Below are 19,818 nucleotides of genomic sequence, written 5' to 3'. Positions count from 1 at the left end.
GTTTCGAGGCGGACCTCCGTGCCTTGCGGAGGCCGCCGATTGTATCAGTTCACTGTCGTGGAGCGATCGACCGCATGATGGCCAGCGCCACGCCCATTCTGAGCGCCACCGGGATCACCATGGAGTTTCGCGGCTTCGTCGCCGTGAAGGACGTGACGCTCTCCATCCGCGAGGGGACCGTCCATGCGCTGATCGGCCCGAACGGCGCGGGAAAAACTACCGTCTTCAACATGCTCACCAAGTTCCTGACGCCGACCCGCGGCAGGATCGAGTTTCGCGGCCGCGACATCACGGCTATGAAGCCGGCCGAGGTGGCGCGTCTCGGCCTGGTCCGGTCGTTCCAGATCTCGGCCGTCTTCCCGCACCTGACGGTCCTCGACAATGTCCGTGTCGCCCTGCAGCGCCCCTCGGGCCTCGCGACGCAGTTCTGGCGCTCCTCCAAAATCCTGTCCCGCCTTGACGAGCGGGCGCTCGAGCTCATCGAGGCGGTGAACCTGTCCGCCTATGCGCATCTCCCGGCCGTGGAGCTCCCTTACGGACGCAAGCGAGCCCTCGAGATTGCCACGACGCTGGCGCTCGACCCGGCCATGCTGCTCCTCGACGAGCCGATGGCCGGCATGGGGCACGAGGATATCGGCCGCATTTCCGACCTCATCCGCCAAATCGCCGAGAATCGCACGGTCCTGATGGTCGAGCACAACCTCCACGTGGTCGAGGATCTCTGCGACCGGGTGACGGTCCTGGCACGAGGCGAGATCCTGGCGGACGGCAGCTACGACGAGGTGAGCGCCGACCCGCGGGTGCGCGAGGCCTATATGGGGACCGAGCATGAGTGACGCGCTCCTCGACATCAAGGCCCTGAATGCCTGGTATGGCGAGAGCCATGTGCTGCACGGCGTCGATCTCCATATCCGCGAAGGCGAGACCGTGACCCTGCTCGGCCGCAACGGCGCCGGGAAGACCACGACCCTGCGTGCCATCATGGGCATCCTGCGCCGGCGCGAAGGTACCATCCGCCTGCGGGGGCAGGATCTGCTCGCCATGCCGCTCCACAAGGTCGCGCAAGCGGGGCTCGGCTATGTTCCCGAGGAGCGGGGCATCTTCGCGAGCCTGAGCGTGGAGGAGAACCTTACGCTGCCGCCGAAGGTGGCTGAGGGTGGGATGAGCATCGAGGAGATCTATCGCCTCTTCCCGAACCTGCATGAGCGCCGCCACAGCCAGGGTACCAAGCTCTCCGGCGGAGAGCAGCAGATGCTCGCCATCGCGCGCGTTCTGCGGACCGGCGCGCGCGTGATCCTGCTCGACGAGCCGACCGAAGGGCTTGCGCCCGTCATCGTGCAGCGGATCGGCGACGTTCTCGTGGCGCTCAAGAAGCGCGGGCTGACCATTCTGCTCGTGGAGCAGAACTTCCGTTTCGCCCGCAAGGTGGCGGATCGTTTTTACCTCATGGAGGACGGACGCATGGTGAATTCGTTCCCCGCGCAGGAGCTCGACGCCCATATGGAAGAGCTCACCAGCGTGCTCGGGGTATGAGGATCAGATGAGCACGATTTTCGGCATTCCAGCCCCTGCCCTCTACGGTCAGATCCTCATCGGCCTCATCAACGGCTCATTCTATGCCCTGCTCAGCCTGGGACTTGCGGTCATCTTCGGCCTGCTCAGGGTCATCAACTTTGCGCATGGCGCGCAATACATGCTGGGAGCCTTCGCGGCCTATGGCCTCCTCAACTATGCGGGCATCGGCTACTGGCCTTCCCTCGTTCTCGCGCCCCTCATCGTCGGCGTAGTCGCGATCGTCATCGAACGCACCATGCTGAGCCGCCTCTACGGGCTCGATCCGCTCTATGGGCTCCTTCTCACCTTCGGCCTGGCGCTGATCTTCGAGGGCGTGTTCCGCTATTGGTTCGGCACGTCTGGCAAGCCTTATGCGCCACCGCCGCAACTGACCGGCGCGTTCAACCTCGGCTTCATGTTTCTCCCGATCTATCGCGGCTGGGTTGTCGTGGCCTCCCTGGTGATCTGCCTGGGCACGTGGCTCCTGATCGAAAAGACGCGGCTCGGGGCCTATCTGCGGGCGGCGACCGAGAACGCCACCCTGGTCCAGGCCTTCGGCGTGAACGTGCCGCGCCTGCTGACCCTGACCTACGGCCTCGGCGCAGCCCTGGCGGCCCTGGCCGGCGTTCTGGCGGCGCCGATCTACCAGGTCAGCCCTTTGATGGGCACCAACCTCATCATCATCGTCTTCGCCGTCGTGGTGGTGGGCGGCATGGGCTCGATCCTGGGCGCCATCGTCACGGGCTACGTACTCGGCATCCTGGAGGGCCTGACGAAGGTCTTCTATCCTGAGGCATCCAGCATCGTGATATTCGTCGTCATGGCCCTTGTCCTGCTCGTGCGGCCGGCGGGGCTCTTCGGACGGGAGGCTTGAGGAGCGTGACAGTCCAATCACAGCCTCTGCAGAAGCAGGAAGGGATCCAGATCCCCATCAAAGCCCTGGCGGCGCTTGCGCTCGTCGGGCTCCTCGCCGCCCCCTTCGCGGTCTATCCCGTGCTGCTCATGAGCGTGCTCTGCTTCGCGCTCTTCGCCTGTGCGTTCAACCTGCTCATCGGCTATGTGGGCCTGCTTTCCTTCGGCCACGCCACCTTCTTCGGAGGAGCGGCCTATTTCACCGCCCATGCCGTCAAGGTCTGGGGCTGGGATCCTCTGGCGGGCATCCTTCTTGGCGCATTAGGGGCCGCTGCTCTCGGCCTCGTGGTCGGCTTCCTGGCCATCCGGCGCCAAGGCATCTATTTCGCCATGATCACCCTGGCGCTCGGGCAGATGTTCGCCTTCATCTGTCTCCAGGTTCCTTTCACCCATGGTGAGGACGGCATTCAGGGCGTGCCGCGCGGAAGGCTCCTCGGGCTCGTCGACCTGAACGAGCCCCTTGCCATGTACTACGTCACGCTGGCCATCTTCCTCTTCGGCTACTTCGCGGTCTGGCGCATCGTGAACTCCCCCTTCGGCAATATCCTGAAGGCCATCCGCGAGAACGAGCGCCGGGCGATCTCCTTGGGATACCGGGTCGACCGCTACAAGCTCGGCGCCTTCGTCATGTCGGCGGCCCTGGCAGGCCTTGCAGGGGGCACCAAGGCCATCGTGTTCCAGTTTGCCACCCTGACGGACGTCCAGTGGCAGATGTCGGGCGAGGTGATCCTGATGACCCTGCTCGGCGGCATCGGCACCCTGATCGGCCCTGTCGTAGGCGCGGCCTTCGTCATCGCGCTCCAGAACTACCTCGCCTCGTCCGATTTCCCGGTTACGGTCCTGATCGGCATCATCTTCGTGGTCTGCGTCCTGGTCTTCCGTCGCGGGATCGCCGGTGAGGTGCTGGAGTTCCTTAGGCAGAAGAAGAACAGGTCCCTCCCGTCCTGACCGGCCATCGAGCTCGGGCAGGACACATGCGTCGAGGCAGTCCGATGGCAGACAGCGACACATTCGACTACGTGATCGTCGGCGGAGGATCGGCCGGCTGCGTCCTCGCCAACCGCCTTTCGGCGGACCGGCGCCATTCCGTGTGCCTGCTTGAGGCCGGCGGCCGCGACAACTGGATCTGGTTCCATGTCCCGGTGGGCTATCTCTTCGCCATCGGGAATCCCCGCTCCGACTGGATGTTCAAGACCGAGCCGGAGCCTGGCCTGAACGGCCGCGTCCTGAACTATCCGCGTGGAAAGGTTCTCGGCGGCTGCTCGGCGATCAACGCCATGATCTACATGCGCGGCCAGCGGGAGGATTACGACAACTGGCGCCAGATGGGCCTTCGCGGTTGGGGATGGGACGACGTGAAGCCCATCTTCCGACGCCATGAGGATCATTATCTCGGCGAGGGAGAACATCACGGGGCCGGAGGCGAGTGGCGCATCGAGCCGCCCCGCGTGCGCTGGGACATTCTCGATTCCTTCATCGAGGCTGCGGTCGAGGCCGGCATCCCGCGAACGAGCGACTTCAACACAGGCAGCAACGAGGGCATCGGCTATTTCCAGGTGAACCAGAAGAACGGGCGCCGCTGGTCGGCGGCACGGGGCTTCCTGAAGCCCGCCCTGTCCCGCCCGAACCTCATGGTCAAGACCCAGGCCCGGGCGACGCGCATCCTCTTCGAAGGCCGGCGCGCAATCGGCGTGGAGATCGTTCAGAACGGCATCAAACGGCAGATCCGTGCGAGGCGGGAGGTGATCGTCTCGACCGGTGCCGTCGTCACGCCCCAGCTTCTCCAGCTCTCCGGCATCGGCAACGGCGACCTCCTGCGGCAGCACGGCATTGAGGTTATCCACCACGCGCCGGGGGTCGGCGAGAACCTTCAGGACCACCTCCAGCTGCGCCCGATCTATCGGGTTCACGGCACCAGGACCCTCAACGAGGATTACCGCTCCCTCATGAGGAAGGGGCATATGGCCCTTCAATACGCCCTTTTCCGCCGCGGCCCCCTGACCATGGCGCCCTCGCAGCTTGGTGCCTTCACGCGCTCCTCGCCCCGTTATGCGACGCCGAACCTCCAGTTCCACATCCAGCCGCTCTCCCTCGACAAGTTCGGCGAGGAACCGCATCCGTTCCCGGCCTTCACGGCAAGCGTCTGCAACCTGCGGCCGACGAGCCGTGGCAGCATCCGCCTGCGCGAGCCGGACCCGCTGGCGCCGCCCTCGATCAGGCTCAACTCCCTGGCTACGGACGAGGATCAGCAGGTGGCGGTCGATGCGCTGCGCCTCGTCCGGCAGATCGTTGCAATGCCGGCGCTCCGGAAATATCGTCCCGAGGAATATAGGCCTGGATCGGAGCTGACGACGGACGCTGAGCTGCTCCATGGCGCCCGCGAGATCGGGACAACCATTTTCCACCCCGTCGGCACCGCCAAGATGGGCATCAAAAGCGACCCGATGGCCGTCACGGACGAGCGGCTCCGGGTGCGCGGCATCGAGGGGCTGCGGGTCGTCGACGCCTCCGTCATGCCTACGATCACCAGCGGGAACACGAACTCCCCCACGATCATGATCGCCGAAAAGGGTGCCATGATGATCCTGGAGGATGAGGCCGCGGGAACCTCGGCGGCCGCGTGAGACAGAACCACCGCGGCCGCACTCAGGAGGGCTACCCCTCGCCCATGCAGGCCAAGCCCTCGATCTCCTCGACGAGCCGCCTTACCTCCTGTCCTGATTCCCTGTCGGCCACGAGAACAGCATCGGGCGTGGCGACTACGATCAGGTTTTCGATCCCTAACGTCGCCACAAACGGGCCGTCGGAGCGGATGTAGCTGCCCTGGGTGTCCCGGGCGAGGACATTACCGAGGAGGGCATTGGCGCGCTCGTCCTTGGTCTCCCGCTTCCACAGCGCCGCCCACGTTCCCATATCGCACCAGGGAAACGAGGGGGCGACTGCCACCGCCCTATCCGTCCTCTCCAGGACGGCATAGTCGAGCGAGATACTCGGCGCCCGTGCGAGGGTCTCGGCATCGAGGCGGATGAAGTCAGGGTCAGACGCCGCCTGGGCCACGGCATCCCGGCAGGCTTGAAGCAGTTCGCCGTCCAGGCGAGCCAGTTCGTCGAGGAAGGGCCGGACCGGCAGGAGGAAGATGCCGCTGTTCCAAACATACGAACCACTGCGGCAAAAGTGCTCCGCAGCCGCTCTGTCGGGCTTCTCCTTGAAGGCCTCTACCGTATGGACTTCGGGATGTCCTCCGATGGTGCGGCCCAGGCGGATATAGCCGAAGCCGGTCTCCGGGCCGGAGGGTGCAACCCCGAACAGGACGAAGGCGCCCTCCTGGGCCGCAGCAAGCCCTTTTTCCACAGCACCGTGGAAAGCCCCGGCATCCGGAACATCATGATCCGTCGGCATGACGAGCAGGATAGCCTCTGGATCGTCCCGACCAGCGATCAGCGCCGCAACAGCAGCCGCCGGAGCCGTATTACGGGAAACGGGCTCGAGAACGATGCGAGCCTGCGTTCCTACCGACTGGAGCTGTTCGGCAACTGCGAAGCGATGCTCGGCCTGCGCCATCACCAGGGGCTCGCCGTAGAAGTCGATACCCCGCAGGCGTTCCGCCGTCTTCTGCAGAGGTGTCCCGTTTCCGATGAGGGGCAGAAGCGGCTTTGGAAGGTTCTGCCGCGACAGGGGCCAGAGCCGACTGCCTGATCCGCCGGCGAGCAGGACGGGAGTGATACGACGCATGACGTCCTCGGTTCACCCCGGTCGTTGCCACCCGATTTTGGTGGAAATGCCGGGAAGGATCGTCATCGTAGCGCCCGGGAACGGGAGCGGGCCTGATGCAATGGAGGGGGATCGGACGAGACCTTCGTCTCATGCGGAGCCGGTCGAGCAGGAAGGCTTGCCTCCTGCACGGCCGGCGACGGGTTCTAATCAGTGACTGCCGATTCCGGCCGCCTGTTCGCCAGGGCGAAGATGGTTGGCCGCCCAGATCGCTGCCTGCGTCCTGTTCTTGGCACGGATCTTCCGGAGGATGGCCTTCACATGCACCTTCACGGTGGCTTCCGTGATGTCGAACTTCCGGGCGATGATCTTGTTGGAATCGCCCTGCATGAGACACCGCAGGATGACCGTCTCCCGGACCGACAGGCCGCGCTTGCCGAGCTTGCTGCCCGCCTCCATCAGGACTTCGTCCGGATTGTCGGCCGGCTCTTCGGCGATAGGAACCTGACCCCTTATGAGATCGAGGAGCGCTGCCGGATAGATGGCCTCTCCCAGCATCACGAGATCGAGCGACTTGGTCAGCACCTCGCAGGAGACCGACTTCATCAGGTAGGCATCGGCGCCGGCCCGAAAGGCCGACAGAACCTCCTGAAGGTCATACCGATCCACCAGAGCCACGACCTTTGCGGCCCCGCACTCCGTCTTCAACTGCTTGATCTGGCGGAAGGCATCCTCCCGATCCGCGCCGGCGCTGACGATCAACATGAAGGACCGTTCGGACGCTTCGTAAGCCCGAACCTCCGAGAAACCCGAACAGGAAGCAACGACCTGGAAACGGGTGTCCGTCAGGATACGCTTTAAGCCTTCTCGCAGCAGAGTATTAGGCTCAACGAGCAATGTAGGCACCGGCTCCGTATCAGCCTCAACTGTTGCATCCCACCCTCCAGAGAATTGGGTGCCCGAAATCGGTGAGAAAGCCTCACCGGGGACAAGCTCATCCAGATTGGACAAGCCATCGCAACTATAGTTCTTCCTCATTGCCTGCTTCTCTGACCTAAGCCCCCGGACAGTTCAGCATCTCGTTTCTTTGTATTACACTCGAAAGGAAGCTAGCCTAACTTCCGTAGCGGCAAAATAGGTAAGTTAGCATTTGGTGAAAATTTAGGGCTCACGGCTCTATTTTTGCAAAGAATCTCCTGAGCAATTATTTCCTGCTACAGCCCCTGAACTGCATCGGTGCAAACAAAACGGATGCGAAGGGGGTACGAGATCGAAGCGCGACAGGGTGCCGAGGGCCTTGTAGAGGCGGTGATTCGCGCCTTGTCTCACCCTTGCGGGTAGTTTGAAGCATCCGCGCAAATTAGAACCTAGACATCGGGTTCTCTCACCTTTACGAATTTTGCTGTCGGCGGTTCAGGAACCTGCGAATCCAAACAACATCACAGAAGAACGATATGGAGCCGATACCGGTCATCATGAGGTGCTACTTCAATCTCATCGATGGTTATGAGCGCATCCTGGACGTGGACGGGATCGAGGTTTCGACTTTGGAGCAGGCCCGTCTCCAGGCCGTCAAGGCCATCGAAGAGCTTCTCGAAGAGGACGATGGCATAGCCGAAGACTGGCGCAGTTGGACGCTGGAAGTCACCAATGAGGACGGACGGGTCTTACTTTCGATCCCGCTCAACGGTATTCTTCATTAAGATCTTCTCGGCAGCCGCCCGCTTGCCTGCCTTCGCGTCGATGAGCCGCCGCAGCATGGTCTGGACATGGTCCTTTACGGCATCTCTCTTGACCGTCTCATCTTCAGGATTGATCCGACCTTCGCTGGAGACCATGTGACCAGCCTCTCGAAATCAGTGTGTCTGACGCTGCTGCTCAACGATGTTTCAGGAGATGCATACCGACGCCGCACCGTGAATGGGTACCCAAGGCTCGCTCGACATGCAGGGCGGGCGCCCTGCTCATTTTCGGTCCGTGAAAGGCACTTGGTGCGCGTCGCACCTTCCCATTTCAGGCAGAGCAGCCACTATATCGAGGCTCCTTTCCGGTCCGACAAAAGGAGTCCTGCCGGGCCGGTTCTCATGGGCAGACGCTCGGGAGAGCTGCCGCAGTCTAGGACGAGAGCGGAGGGGCCTCGTCATGGACTTCGTTCGAAAAATGCGTGACGGCCCACATGGCAGCCTGCGTGCGGTTCGTGACACGGATCTTCCGAAGAATGGCCTTCACATGGACCTTCACGGTCGCCTCGGCGACATCGAGCTTCCGCGCGATGGTCTTGTTCGGCGCGCCCTCCATGAGGCAATGCAGGATCTCCGCCTCCCGGGCCGACAGCATCCGGCTCGGTACGCTCGTTGCGACGACTTGCATCCGTTGAGCCTCTGCGGTCGAGTAGAAGCGTGGCGCAGGAGCGTCGACGGCACGCTCCGACAAGGCGGCTATGACCATTGCGGCCGGAAACACCTTTTCGCCGAGCATGACGAGGTCAAGGTATTTTACCAGGGTCTCGCAGCCGATCGTGGCGAGACAGTAACCGTCCGCCCCCGCGTTCAAGATCGCCGCCATGCCGCCCATGTCGAAACTGTCTGCAAGAACGACGACCCGAGCAGACGGAGCCCTCGCCTTGAGGCCTCGAACAATCTCCGGACTCTGCTCCTGGTACAGGTTCTCGTCGAGAATGAAGAGCAGTTCGGTTTCTGACGGGAGGGCCGAAAGAAGGTCATTCCGGTCAATGGCCTGCTCGGGCCGCACGTGATAGCGCGTAGCAGACAGAATGTGACGAATTCCTTCGCGGACCATGGCATTCCTGCAGGCGAGGAATGTTGTAATGGGTAGTGAATCGTGAGGCATACCGCGACATTCCCTTTTTGCAGTTACGAGAAAATTATACAATTCACCATTTGTTAAGCATTAAGGCAAAGGAGGTAATTTTACCGCTTAGGAGGTAAATTTCATGCCATCTGATGCCCCAGTGAAAAAATCCTAATTGCCTTGGAGATCCATCCTTGAATTCCTATCAACGCCGAGAAATTGAATCTCACTAATACACACCCTATCCCATGTAAATATTTCCGAAAAACGTCCAATTTTATAAATTTTGCCTATTCATTTAATTAGACAATGAGCTCTTACGAAATTCATAAGCATAACTACACACACAAATCGCCATATGCTTCGGACTTATGAACATTTATACTTATCTTGCTATATAATAAACTTATCCATAATCATCTGCCAAAACATAACCTGAAAACTTGCCTAAGTCACTTCCTGCACCGTGAGCATGGCTTTTTCAGCGCGCTCGCGGACGGCCCTCAAAAGACGGTCCGCGAGCATGAAAATTTCCATCCGGAATAGCCCCTACATTTCGCGGAAGGCACGCGCCATGCTGTCCCGGATCGGCTGCAGCAGATACTCGATAAAGGTGCGGTCGGTCGTCTTGATATAGACCTCCGCAGGCATTCCTGGAGTTGGCGCAAATCCGTGGATCTTGGAGGCCTCGTTCGGGTCCAGGGAGACCCTCGCCACATAAACGTCGTTGCGCGTCAGGGTGCTCTTCTCGTCCGGCAGCGCATCGGCAGACACATAGACCACCTCCCCTTCGATCATAGGCGTGATGCGTTGTTTGAGTGCCGTGAGACGGATAATGGCCTTTTGCCCTAGTTTCACATTCGGGATATCCTGAGGTCTCACCCTCACCTCGATGAGCAGGCTGTCCTGAAGGGGGACGATCTCCATGACCGTCTTGCCCGCTTCGATGACGCCGCCGGGCGTATGATAGCGCAATTTCACCACGACGCCCTTCACGGGACTTGCGATCTTCACCCTGTCGAGGACACGTGTCGCCGCGAGGACGCGCTCTCGCACGTCCGCCAACTCTCCGAGGGTCTCGTGCAACTGTTCCACCGAGGTCTTGATGGCCGCATTCCGAGTACCGACGATCTGCTCCTCCGAGCGAGCAATCCTTTCCTTCGAGTCGCCGATCTCTCCTGTCAGCCGCCCTACCTCTCCCTGGAGATTCGCTCGCGCGCGCTGGAGCGCCAAAACCTCGGACTTGCGGATAAGACCGCTCTTCAGGAGCTGTTCCTTCGCGAGAAGCTCCTCGTCGAAGAAGGCAATCTGTTCGCGGACGGACGCAAGCTGAGTCGTGCTGCCCTTGATCCGCTCATGGAGCGCCTCGATGCTTGTCCGGATTGACGCGATCTCGCTTTGAAGGCTCTTCTGACGCGCTTCGATGGTCGCCCGTTGCGCTTTGACGATCGTGGCAATGTCGGGATCGCTATCGACCTGTCTCAGGAGTTCATCCGGGAATGCAACCTCGCGCTTCTCGGCCATTTCGGCCCGCAGGCGAGCCTCGATGGCGATCAACCGCGCCTCGCGCAGGGCAAGTCGGCGCAGTTCCGCTCGCGGTCCGGTTTCATCCAGCTGGATCAGGGTTTCGCCCGGTTCGACCACGTCCCCCTCGCGCACGAGGATGTCCTGGATGACGCCTCCTTCCAGGTGTTGGATGATCTTGTTCTGACCTGTGGCCACGAATGCGCCCGATGTTACGACAGCGCCCGCGATGGGGGCGATCCCTCCCCAATATCCGAATCCCATGAGGGTCAAAGTGAGAATCGCAATGCCCAAAAGCGTCGGCAGGCGCGTGCTTCGCGGCACGTCGGCGTACCATTCCTGCTGCTTCTGGAGAGTGATCGTAGCCGTGTGCGACATGGAGAGTTCCGATCCTATCCTTCAATGACGGGCGGACCGTCCTGTGGCCTGCGGCCGCTCAGAAGCGGAATAATCTCCTCCCGTCGGCCGAAGGCCTGCACGGATCCGTCCTTGAGCATCATGATCTTGTCCACACTCTTGAGCAGTGCCGGACGCTGAGTGATGGCCACAATGGTGATGCTTCGTTCCTTGGCTCGCGTAAGCGCGCGGGCAAGCGCCTGCTCGCCTGGAAAATCGAGATTGGAGTTCGGCTCATCCAAAACGACAAGGCGAGGATTGCCGAAGAAGGCACGAGCCAAGCCGATGCGCTGGCGCTGCCCACCCGAGAGAGGGCTGCCGTCCATTCCGACAATGGTTTCGTAACCTTGCGCGAATTGCGAGATCATTTCGTGGACGTCCGCCAGCGCGGCTGCATCGAAAATATCGTCGTCACTAGCATCATCCCGCATGCGGGCGATGTTAGCCTTGATCGAGGCCGGAAAGAGCTGAACATCCTGCGGAAGATAGCCGACGCTCTCGCCGAACTGTCGCGGATCCCAGTTGCGCAGGTCCATCATGTCGAGTCTGACGCTGCCGGCCGTAGGAATGATGGATCCGACCAGCATGCGCCCCAGGGTCGACTTTCCCGTGCCCGAAGCGCCAACCACCGCGAGCGACTCACCCGGCTCCAGCTGAAACGAGATGCCGTTCAGGATCACCTTCTTGTTCGGTGGCGGCACGTAGAGCACGCGTTCGACGCTCAAACGTCCCTGCGGCTGCGGCAGACGCAGGCGCTCCATGTTGAGCGGCGAGTTGTGGAGCAGCGACTTGATCCGTCCATAAGCGGAGCGGGCCTGAACGAAGTTTCTCCAGCCCTCGATGGTTCCTTCCACAGGCGCCAGAGCGCGGCTGGCCACAATGGAGGATGCAATCACCATCCCGCCGGTAAGTTCGCCCGCCATCGAGAGTGTCGCCCCCCATCCGAGGAGCGACACCTGGGTGGTGAGGCGAATGAATTTCGACAGGCCCGTCATCATGATGTTGCGGTCTTGCGCAATGACCTGGGCCTTGAGGGACTCGCCCGTCTCTCGCCCCCACATCAGAACCCCTTCGGGGATCATCCCCATGGCGTTGATGACCTGAGCGTTCCGGGCCATGGCATCCGCCTGGAGATTGGCCCTGGACGCATAGGCATTGGCCTTCGCGAAAGGCACTGCGGTCAGCTTCTGATTAACGAGCGCCACGGCCAGAAGAAGGAGCCCCGTCACGGAGACGATGTAGCCGAGCTGTGGGTGGATGAGAAAAACGGCCAGGAGATAGACCGGTGCGACAGGCGCATCGAGCATCATCAGCAGGACCGGCCCCGTCAGGAAGCTGCGGACATGCTGCAAATCGGATAGAATCTGGAATTCCTTGACGGAGCCATTCTGCGAGGCTTTTGCGGCAGCACTGAGAACGGGAGCGCCCAGCTTGCTTTCCGCCTCCACGGCAATCCGCATCAGGATGAACCGGCGCATCATGTCCATGAGCACATGAGCGAGGACCGCCCCGATGACGACCAGGGACAACATCGCAAGAGTATCGACGCTGCGGCTGGTCAAGACGCGGTCCGAGATGTTGAAGAGATAGACCGGGATTGCCAAGACGAGAACATTTACGAAGAACGAGAAGACCGCCACCGTGATCAGGTTTCGGCGACAGGCTGCGAGACCTTTGCTCAGAACTTCGCGAAAATCGCGATCCGCGGAGCGCTGCTGAAGCTGGGGTGGCTTTCGTGGCCCGTTCCCACCGCGGCTCGGACCATCCCCGCCGGGCGGAGCCTTGACATCCCTCCCGTCACTTTGGAAAGGGACAGCCGGTCTTGAGCGGGCAGGCGCAGACGGCACGCGCGCCTCCTCCCGCTCGAGCGGCTTCCCTCCGGGAGCCACGGACGGCTTCGGCATGGGTGCTTTCGGGGGAGCAAACGGGGGCTCAGGCCTTCGCATGTTTCCCGGGGATGCTGCTGGGCGGGGTGCTGGCCCTCCGTTGGTGCTCCGGCTCAAACCGGACTGCGGCTCCGTCGAGAGACTTTTCAAGGCGTCTTTCAGAAGCATCAGCTCCCCCAGCTCCACAGGATCGTTCTTCCCGGATCTGTCAGGTCAGAACGTGACCGAACGTATCGTGTTGATTTCCGAAGATGTCTTTGGTCCAGACATTGGTGTCGTCCGTCGTGCTCTGAGCGTGATCCACGAATGCGATGAGCTCAGTGACGAGGGCCGTTGGATCGGTCCGGACGACATGCGTATCGTCCGAAACCAGATTGGCCTGCAGGAGAATGGAATCCTCATAGGCATTTCCACCGATCACATGCCCGGCGGTTGCGCTTGCATCGATGATCTCGGCGAAGTTACCGGCGCTATTGCCACCGGACGACAGCCACTGCATCGTCGAGCCGTCCTTGGCCCATTGCACCGCCACATCGGGGTCCGAGATGATGTTGACCTGATTGATGATGTTCAGGTCGTAATAGTCGCCAGTCACGAATAGGACATCCAATGTCCCGGTCGCGGTACCGTGGAAGCCGGACCAGGCCTCCCGACCGACATTCTCCCTGTTCCCGAGGCTCTCGATCAGCTTCGTCAGGTCATCCGTCATGGACGAGAAAGCGGTAGATCCGTAGGTGTGTATCGCAGCTTCGTTATGAAGGGTGTTCTGGCCCGAGAAGACTCTGGACGCGTCCTCGGCCTCCTCTCCCGCATTCACGGCAATCACATCGTCATCGAGCACGATGTTCAGCTGGGAAATGATATTGGCCGAGTGGTAGTTGCCCAGAACGACGATGACGTCGTAGTTCTTGCCCCAGTCCAGGAACCTGGCGACATTGTACTGCTCGCTGCCACCCGTATGAACTTCGGTATAGTTTTGTGTGGTCGTCTGGACCGTGACGTCGCCGTCCTGAACAAAGCTCCTCTGCGTCAGCGCCTTGATATCGAACAAATCGCCGTTCACGTAATCGACATTGACCTTCAGGTCCCCCTTGTAGGCCTTCGCGCCGGCAGCCTCCATGAGCACCGTCGCCTCAAAGCTGGCGATGTTCTCGGTGGTATTCCCTCCATCATCCACGACGGCGGGCTGGGCTCCCGCATCCAGGACATGGTCCTGGTTCTGCAGGATGTTAGCTTGCAGGATCGCATTGGTCGAAAAGTAGTCGCCTTTCACGATCAGGGTCGCGGGAGCATCGTTCAAGTCGAGGATCAAAGCCGCGTTCTCGGCCTTGTTGGCCCCGGTCTCCGCAACCTGCCCAGGATCATTGCTACCCTCCTCCCTCTCGGGTGGCGCCGGCGGTGTCACGGTTGAAGTGTCTTCCGGCTTCGACGCATCCTGCTCCTGCAATTCGCCGTTAACGTATCGTCCAGGCTCAATCTCGCCGGTCTCACGGGTCCCATCGGACAGGGCTTGGTCATGCGCGAGCACATCCTCGGTCATGACATCGCCCAACTGGCCCAGAGGGGCGCCTGCAGGCGGAATGAGGTCTCGCCCAGCATCGACGAGGGACGACATGGCCTCGTCAGCATGAACGGGATTCAGGCTATCGTATTCGTGCCCGGCATCGGAAAAGCGGTCGACATCGGAGAGCGTGTTGGCCTGTGTCAGCTTAGCAACCACTCCGGATGGCGGATCGTCATAGGACAGGCTGTAGGTCGGCTCCCGGTGCCCGATCGGATGCTCAGCACGTGGCTGTGTCACATGCTCGCCCTGCGGGCGAGTGATGTAATGGATCACATAGATGTACTGAATGTGGTGGCCATAGCCGAGGTGGGCCGCCGCCCCTCCGGAGGACCCAGCCTCACCATCAGACGGGGGTTCTGACCGTTCCTCTGGGAGGTAGAGCCGACTGTCGATCTCGGGAAGTTTGAGATGTGAAAACTTGAGCGCCGCAAAGTCACCGCTCGATCCGGATGGGCTCGACGCCATGATAGTACGGACAGCTTGGCTGCCCATATCCGGATTATCTGCAGCCACGCGCACCGCATCGTCCGGCTCGAGCCGATACTCCGTATTTTGGGCCTTGTAGAAAGCTTCGTCGTATTTAAGACGGGCGGCGGCGTAATCCTGGCTGAGATGCCAGTATCCGGCAAAATGCCAGATCATTTCGAGTGCGCCACCGGCGGCCATCCATGCCTCCTGCCGTCAAGACGAACTTGGAACAATGATATGGCCCGCACGAGTATCCCGTGCGGGCCATATCGCAGGCGGTTAGCTGTGATGATCGTCGGTCAGATCACCACCGACAACGCTCATCGAATGGTACTGGATATTGGCACCCATCGAGATGTTCTGATTGAAGGCCTCGAGATGGGAGGTGGCGGCCGCAGTCACATTCGCGGCAACGGACCCATCTTCTCCTGCACCCGTTGCGAAGTCTCCGGCAGCGCCGTTGATCCCGCTCGCATCCCCACCGGTCCACGTGCCGTCCTGGCCCCATTCTGCATTGCTGGTCAGGTTTGCCGTGAGGGTGTCGTTGTCGGCCAACTCACTGATCTGCGTCATGCTGAAGGCTTGCCCGGCACCGTCACCGATAGCCGAGAGAACACCGTTGAAGTCAGTATTATCGAGATTGATCCAATTCGTCTCTGAATAGTTGAACGCATCCTGAATGTTGACGCTCAGATCGAAATTGGCGGTGTTGTAGCTGTCCGTTGGGTTGTAGCTATCATTGACGCTATGGTCGCTGTTGTCGTTATAGCTGTCCGTTGGGTTATAGCTGTCGTTGATGCTATGATCGCTATTGTCGCTGTTGTCTGAATTATCATTGTAGCTATCATTGACGCTCTTGTCGTTGAGCGCATCGTTCAGCGCGACATCGACCGTTGTCGTCGTGGTATCACTATTGTCGTTATAGCTGTCGTTCGTGCTGTTGTCGCTATTGTCCGAGTTGTCGCTGTTGTCAGAATTGTCGGAATTGTCATTATAGCTATCGGTCGCGCTCTTGTCGTTGAGAGCATCATTCAGCGCGACATCGAGATTCGTGCTGTTGTCGTTGTAGCTGTCGTTCGTGCTGTTGTCGCTGTTGTCCGAATTATCGCTGTTATCCGAATTGTCCGAGTTGTCACTGTTGTCATTGAAGGCATCAGTGATGCTGTTGTCGGAATTATCTGAGTTGTCAGAGTGGTCGGAATTGTCGCTATTGTCCGAACTATCGTTATAGCTGTCGTTCGTGCTGCTGTCGTTCCGGCTGTTGGTGTTGCTATCGTCGTCGTAATTACCGTTTTCCTGGGATGCAAAAGCAAAGCCCGCAATGGCGGCAGCGACGTTGCCGTTTTGATCGGTAGCCATGATCGATGTCCTATTTCAACTGACGGCAGCGCTCCGAGTCCAGCCTTCCCATCCATTACGTGTCCGGCCGAAGCGTCGCGATGCCAAATCCGATTTTCAGGGTTCTCCATCGGCCCAGTGCAGAATCCGCCAAGCGCAAGATTCCAGAAATGAGCCCGATGGCCGGTTCATAAAGTGAGCGACAATAAGGTTCGGCGCCTCCTCCCTACGAGAAACGTTCACCTCTCGACATTTGTCGGAGCACATGTCGACGGCTTCGGAATCCATGCATAGGTTCCGGTCCGGCGAACATTCCGCCGCACGTGAGTGCGGCCCGCCCCGATGTCATTTTTCAGTCTTGGAGAAGCCCTTTTGTCCGCTTCAAGCTGAAGCGATCCATAGGCTCTCACTTTCGAGTCTCATGCCTGGAGGCAGGCACCCGTACGCTTCACACTCATGTTCGCGGTCGACTCGATAATGTCCCGTAGCGCCTCCGTGCAGGGACGCTTCAGGCAGGGAAAGTAGACTTTAATTCACGCCATGCGTCCAGTTGCGCAATGGGAGTAGCCCTGTATCCTTGCATTTGAGAGAGATGAGGAGCTGTCGTTTCACGAGAGGGACATGACCTTTTCTTCGAACATCTCACGCCAAAGAGCATCAAGATCATCCTGCAGATAAGGCATATCGGATTTCCACTCGGCAGAGCGGCCAGGCTCGACAAACGCACGATAGCTTCGTTGCAGGGCCGCATGGAAGCTGACGGCCTGATTGCAGCCGCTGAGAAACTGCGGGTCGTCCTCCATGCTCAGGGTGAGGATCTCTTCCCCGTGGACACTGGCGGACTCTCCGCTCAGCGCCGCGATGGTTTCAGCCTGGATGAGACCGAGAGCCAGCGAACTCAGTGACCCTTCCAGTGTTATCCGGGCTTCGAGGCTGGCCAGCAGCGACAGGAAACCCAAGACATATGCGTTATGCCATGCGGTTGCCGGTATCCTCCCCAGGCGCGCCTCGCTTCCCTCGATGAAGGGCGCCAGCGTGGCCAGGATGGACTTTCGCCCTCTGCGCGCCTTCCATAGCTGGAACATCTGCAGCCGCACCCCTCCTCAGCCTCAGGACAATTGGCCCACAATCGGCATGGCGCAATCGCCCTTCGGCATAAACCGGACTATAGTGGCGCGATCCGACGGCCCGTGCCGAGGATGACACCGCTCCGGAAGAGAAGGCACAGGCATGCCAACGAAACTTCCCGACAAGCCCGACTTTCAGGCCATCGAGGCTGCAGCCATCGACTCCGCCGACCATCGGACCATGGTCCTGGCGCTGATCGGGAACCTGGTCTTCAGCTGGTCCAACAATGAAAGCATGTTCATTTATGTGCTCATGCTGCTCCTAGAGACCGACGAGGTCTCGGCCGCCATCGTATTTGCGACCCTGAACACCACAAGAGCCCGCCTGGACCTCGTCCAGCGTCTTGCCAAGGCCAAGATCGCCGACAAGGGTACGGCGCAGGTCCTCGACGGGCTCATTGCGCGCTTCAATACCTGCACACGCATCCGCAATGAGTTCAACCATTGCATGTACGTTGTGAGTGACCGCGGTGAGATCACCCACACCCATGCCATGAAGATCCGGGAAAGCGCTGGACGTCTGGTGTTGGGAGAAGTCAGAGCCGTCAACGAAGCTCGCATCGGGGAACTGGTCAAGACGGTCGAGGACCTGAAGATCCTCAACCGAGAACTTTGGGATTTCCTACCTCGCCTTCAAGCGTCCGTGCGCTCTCCGGCGCAGGGCACGCAGAAGGCGGCCGCCCCATCCGCCTGACGCGCAGGGGATGAGCCAGGCCTGGAAAGGCTCACTCCCCGTCAGCGTTTCCGCTTGGCCCGCCGCGAGAGCATGTTCAGCCCCTCGATGAGGGCCGAGAAGGCCATTGCGGTGTAGATGTAGCCTTTCGGCACATGCGCCCCGAAGCCCTCGGCGATCAGCGTCATCCCGATCATCAGCAGGAAGCCCAGCGCCAGCATGACTACGGTCGGATTGGCCTGAATGAAGCGTGCCAGTGGATCAGCTGCCAGCAGCATCACGGTGACGGCTGCAACGACGGCGATGACCATGACCGGGATATGGTCGGTCATGCCGACGGCCGTGACGATGCTGTCGATGGAGAACACCAGGTCGAGGACCAGGATCTGGCCGATCGCGGAGGCGAAGCCGAGGCTCGCCTTGCTGCCCTCGAACATGTCGGGTCCGTGATCAGGATCCACGTTGTGGTGAATCTCCTTGGTGGCCTTCCATACAAGGAAGAGACCGCCCGCAATGAGGATCAGGTCCCGCCACGAGAAGCCATGACCGAAGATCTCGAAGATCGGCTCCGTCAGTTGCACGATGAGGGCCACGGTCCCCAGGAGGCCGAGACGCAGGATCAGGGCAAGCCCGATGCCGATCCGGCGGGCCCGCGTCTGCTGGTCGGCCGGCAGCTTGTTGGTCAGGATGGAAATGAAGATGAGGTTGTCGATGCCGAGGACCACCTCCATCACGACGAGGGTGGCAAGAGCAGCCCAGACCGTCGGGTCTGTAAACAGGGCCAGGATTTCAGTCATCATTCCATCCGCATTTCTTCTCTGCCGTTATCTCGGTGCTCTTTTGCGGCTCGCAAGGGCTCAGGCATTGCCCGATTGCCGGCTTTCTTCGCTTTTGGTCCGTTTTCTTCCGAACGGGCTCATCTCAAGATGTCCGGAACCAATTCCGAACCCTTACGAAACCAATTGCGTAATGGTTCGCCCTTGGGTTAAGTTTGTTTCGCATCGATCGAAGGCCAAGCAATAAAGAACCGCGCATCGGTGCATCAAAGTAACAATCAGTCTTGAGGGAGGCTGGATGATCTTTGAGCCCTTGCCGGACAGCTCGGACTTTGCCCTTCGGCAATTGCGGATCCTGCTCGACTCGCTCGACGGCGGGGCCGATGCCCAGTTGCCGCCTGAGCGATCCCTGTCGCAGCAGATCGGCGTGGGACGGCGTGCCCTGAGGCGAGCTCTTGAGGTTCTCGAGGCGGAAGGGCGGATCTGGCGCCAGCAGGGAAAAGGAACCTTCGTGGGATCCCGCCCTCTGCGGACGAAAGTAGACCTCGAAGCCCTGTCGAGCGGCACCAATCCCCTGGAAATCATGGAGGCCCGGCTCGAGATCGAGCCCGCCCTCACCCGCCTCGCCGCCCTGCGGGCATCGAACGGCGACATCGAGCGGCTGACCCATCTTGCGGGCAAGACGGCCTCAAGCGCCGACGGGGATATGGACAGCCGGGAATTGTGGGACGGCGCCTTTCACCGGGCCATTGCCGAAGCGGCCGGCAACAGCCTGCTCTTCATGTTCTTCGACGTCATGAACCGGATCCGGCAGGACCCTACCTGGCGGCGGCTTCGCGAGCAGGCGCGGTCAAAGCCTGGGCAGCGCAATTACGTGAACCAGCACAGCCGAATCGTTGACGCCATTGCGGCCCGAGACGGTGGAGCAGCGGAACAGGCCATGCGCGAGCACCTGGAAACCGTCCGTGCCAGCCTGCTCAGGATCATGACCCGCTCCACGACGACGGCCCAGGACAATGCGCCTTCGGATGTGTCTTCACCGGATGATCAGGGACGGCCCGCAGCATGATCGACGATA

At 60.5% G+C, this 19,818-nt stretch carries 17 protein-coding genes; 8 read left to right on the top strand and 9 right to left on the bottom strand.

Going from position 1 to position 19,818, the window contains the following annotated elements:
• Window positions 1-77: 77 nt before the first annotated feature.
• Genes C4E04_RS04860 through C4E04_RS04840 form a run of 5 tightly spaced genes read left to right on the top strand, consistent with a single transcriptional unit; the run spans window position 78 to window position 5,090 of the window.
• Window positions 78-836 (top strand): ABC transporter ATP-binding protein, encoded by a 759-nt coding sequence (locus C4E04_RS04860; protein ID WP_109600790.1) that lies wholly within the window; start codon window positions 78-80, stop codon window positions 834-836.
• Window positions 829-1,533, top strand: a complete 705-nt coding sequence (locus C4E04_RS04855) for an ABC transporter ATP-binding protein (protein ID WP_109595466.1) — start codon at window positions 829-831, stop codon at window positions 1,531-1,533. Before C4E04_RS04860 ends, C4E04_RS04855 begins: the two co-directional genes overlap by 8 nt.
• Before the next feature lie 7 nt (window positions 1,534-1,540).
• A complete protein-coding gene (locus tag C4E04_RS04850) occupies window positions 1,541-2,428 on the top strand; it encodes a branched-chain amino acid ABC transporter permease (protein ID WP_109595464.1) in 888 nt (295 codons plus the stop codon).
• Between the two features lie 44 nt (window positions 2,429-2,472).
• The gene (locus C4E04_RS04845) at window positions 2,473-3,414 is read left to right on the top strand and encodes a branched-chain amino acid ABC transporter permease (RefSeq protein WP_371682051.1); all 942 of its coding nucleotides are present in this window, start codon (window positions 2,473-2,475) and stop codon (window positions 3,412-3,414) included.
• A 44-nt stretch (window positions 3,415-3,458) separates the two neighbouring features.
• On the top strand, window positions 3,459-5,090 hold the full coding sequence (locus C4E04_RS04840; RefSeq protein WP_109595463.1) for a GMC family oxidoreductase: 1,632 nt from the start codon (window positions 3,459-3,461) through the stop codon (window positions 5,088-5,090).
• Window positions 5,091-5,121: 31 nt separating this feature from the next.
• Here C4E04_RS04840 and C4E04_RS04835 read toward each other — a convergent pair whose 3' ends face one another.
• The gene (locus C4E04_RS04835) at window positions 5,122-6,198 is read right to left on the bottom strand and encodes a mannose-1-phosphate guanylyltransferase/mannose-6-phosphate isomerase (RefSeq protein ID WP_109595461.1); all 1,077 of its coding nucleotides are present in this window, start codon (window positions 6,196-6,198) and stop codon (window positions 5,122-5,124) included.
• A gap of 189 nt (window positions 6,199-6,387) precedes the next feature.
• A complete protein-coding gene (locus C4E04_RS04830; RefSeq protein ID WP_162559285.1) occupies window positions 6,388-6,942 on the bottom strand; it encodes a response regulator transcription factor in 555 nt (184 codons plus the stop codon).
• Between the two features lie 710 nt (window positions 6,943-7,652).
• Between C4E04_RS04830 and C4E04_RS04825 the strand changes: the two genes are divergently transcribed.
• The gene (locus C4E04_RS04825; RefSeq protein WP_109600786.1) at window positions 7,653-7,880 is read left to right on the top strand and encodes a hypothetical protein; all 228 of its coding nucleotides are present in this window, start codon (window positions 7,653-7,655) and stop codon (window positions 7,878-7,880) included.
• Between the two features lie 412 nt (window positions 7,881-8,292).
• Here the strand turns inward: C4E04_RS04825 and C4E04_RS04820 are convergent, their stop codons facing one another.
• The 6 genes from C4E04_RS04820 to C4E04_RS04795 form a co-directional block, all read right to left on the bottom strand.
• Window positions 8,293-8,976: a response regulator transcription factor gene (locus tag C4E04_RS04820; RefSeq protein ID WP_162559284.1), complete on the bottom strand. Its 684-nt coding sequence runs from the start codon at window positions 8,974-8,976 to the stop codon at window positions 8,293-8,295.
• A 561-nt stretch (window positions 8,977-9,537) separates the two neighbouring features.
• Window positions 9,538-10,890, bottom strand: a complete 1,353-nt coding sequence (locus C4E04_RS04815) for an HlyD family type I secretion periplasmic adaptor subunit (protein WP_109595455.1) — start codon at window positions 10,888-10,890, stop codon at window positions 9,538-9,540.
• A gap of 14 nt (window positions 10,891-10,904) precedes the next feature.
• Entirely contained in the window at window positions 10,905-12,854 is a 1,950-nt protein-coding gene (locus tag C4E04_RS04810; RefSeq protein WP_371682036.1) for a type I secretion system permease/ATPase, read from the bottom strand.
• Window positions 12,855-13,002: 148 nt separating this feature from the next.
• The gene (locus tag C4E04_RS04805) at window positions 13,003-15,024 is read right to left on the bottom strand and encodes a hypothetical protein (protein ID WP_109595453.1); all 2,022 of its coding nucleotides are present in this window, start codon (window positions 15,022-15,024) and stop codon (window positions 13,003-13,005) included.
• Window positions 15,025-15,105: 81 nt separating this feature from the next.
• Entirely contained in the window at window positions 15,106-16,185 is a 1,080-nt protein-coding gene (locus C4E04_RS04800) for a hypothetical protein (RefSeq protein ID WP_109595451.1), read from the bottom strand.
• 587 nt (window positions 16,186-16,772) lie between these two features.
• A complete protein-coding gene (locus C4E04_RS04795) occupies window positions 16,773-17,261 on the bottom strand; it encodes a hypothetical protein (protein WP_162559283.1) in 489 nt (162 codons plus the stop codon).
• A gap of 133 nt (window positions 17,262-17,394) precedes the next feature.
• Here C4E04_RS04795 and C4E04_RS04790 point away from each other — a divergent pair, with 133 nt between their 5' ends.
• Window positions 17,395-17,985 carry a hypothetical protein gene (locus tag C4E04_RS04790; RefSeq protein WP_109595447.1) on the top strand — a complete coding sequence of 197 codons (591 nt, stop codon included), beginning with the start codon at window positions 17,395-17,397 and terminating at the stop codon, window positions 17,983-17,985.
• A 41-nt stretch (window positions 17,986-18,026) separates the two neighbouring features.
• Here C4E04_RS04790 and C4E04_RS04785 read toward each other — a convergent pair whose 3' ends face one another.
• Entirely contained in the window at window positions 18,027-18,761 is a 735-nt protein-coding gene (locus C4E04_RS04785; protein ID WP_109600782.1) for a TerC family protein, read from the bottom strand.
• A gap of 277 nt (window positions 18,762-19,038) precedes the next feature.
• Between C4E04_RS04785 and C4E04_RS04780 the strand changes: the two genes are divergently transcribed.
• Complete coding sequence (locus C4E04_RS04780) at window positions 19,039-19,809, top strand: FadR/GntR family transcriptional regulator (RefSeq protein WP_109595445.1); 771 nt, start codon at window positions 19,039-19,041, stop codon at window positions 19,807-19,809.
• Window positions 19,810-19,818 lie beyond the last annotated feature (9 nt).

It is taken from the genome of Microvirga sp. 17 mud 1-3 (assembly GCF_003151255.1).
Taxonomy (GTDB): Bacteria; Pseudomonadota; Alphaproteobacteria; order Rhizobiales; family Beijerinckiaceae; genus Microvirga.
This window is presented reverse-complemented; position numbering and strand designations above follow the sequence as displayed.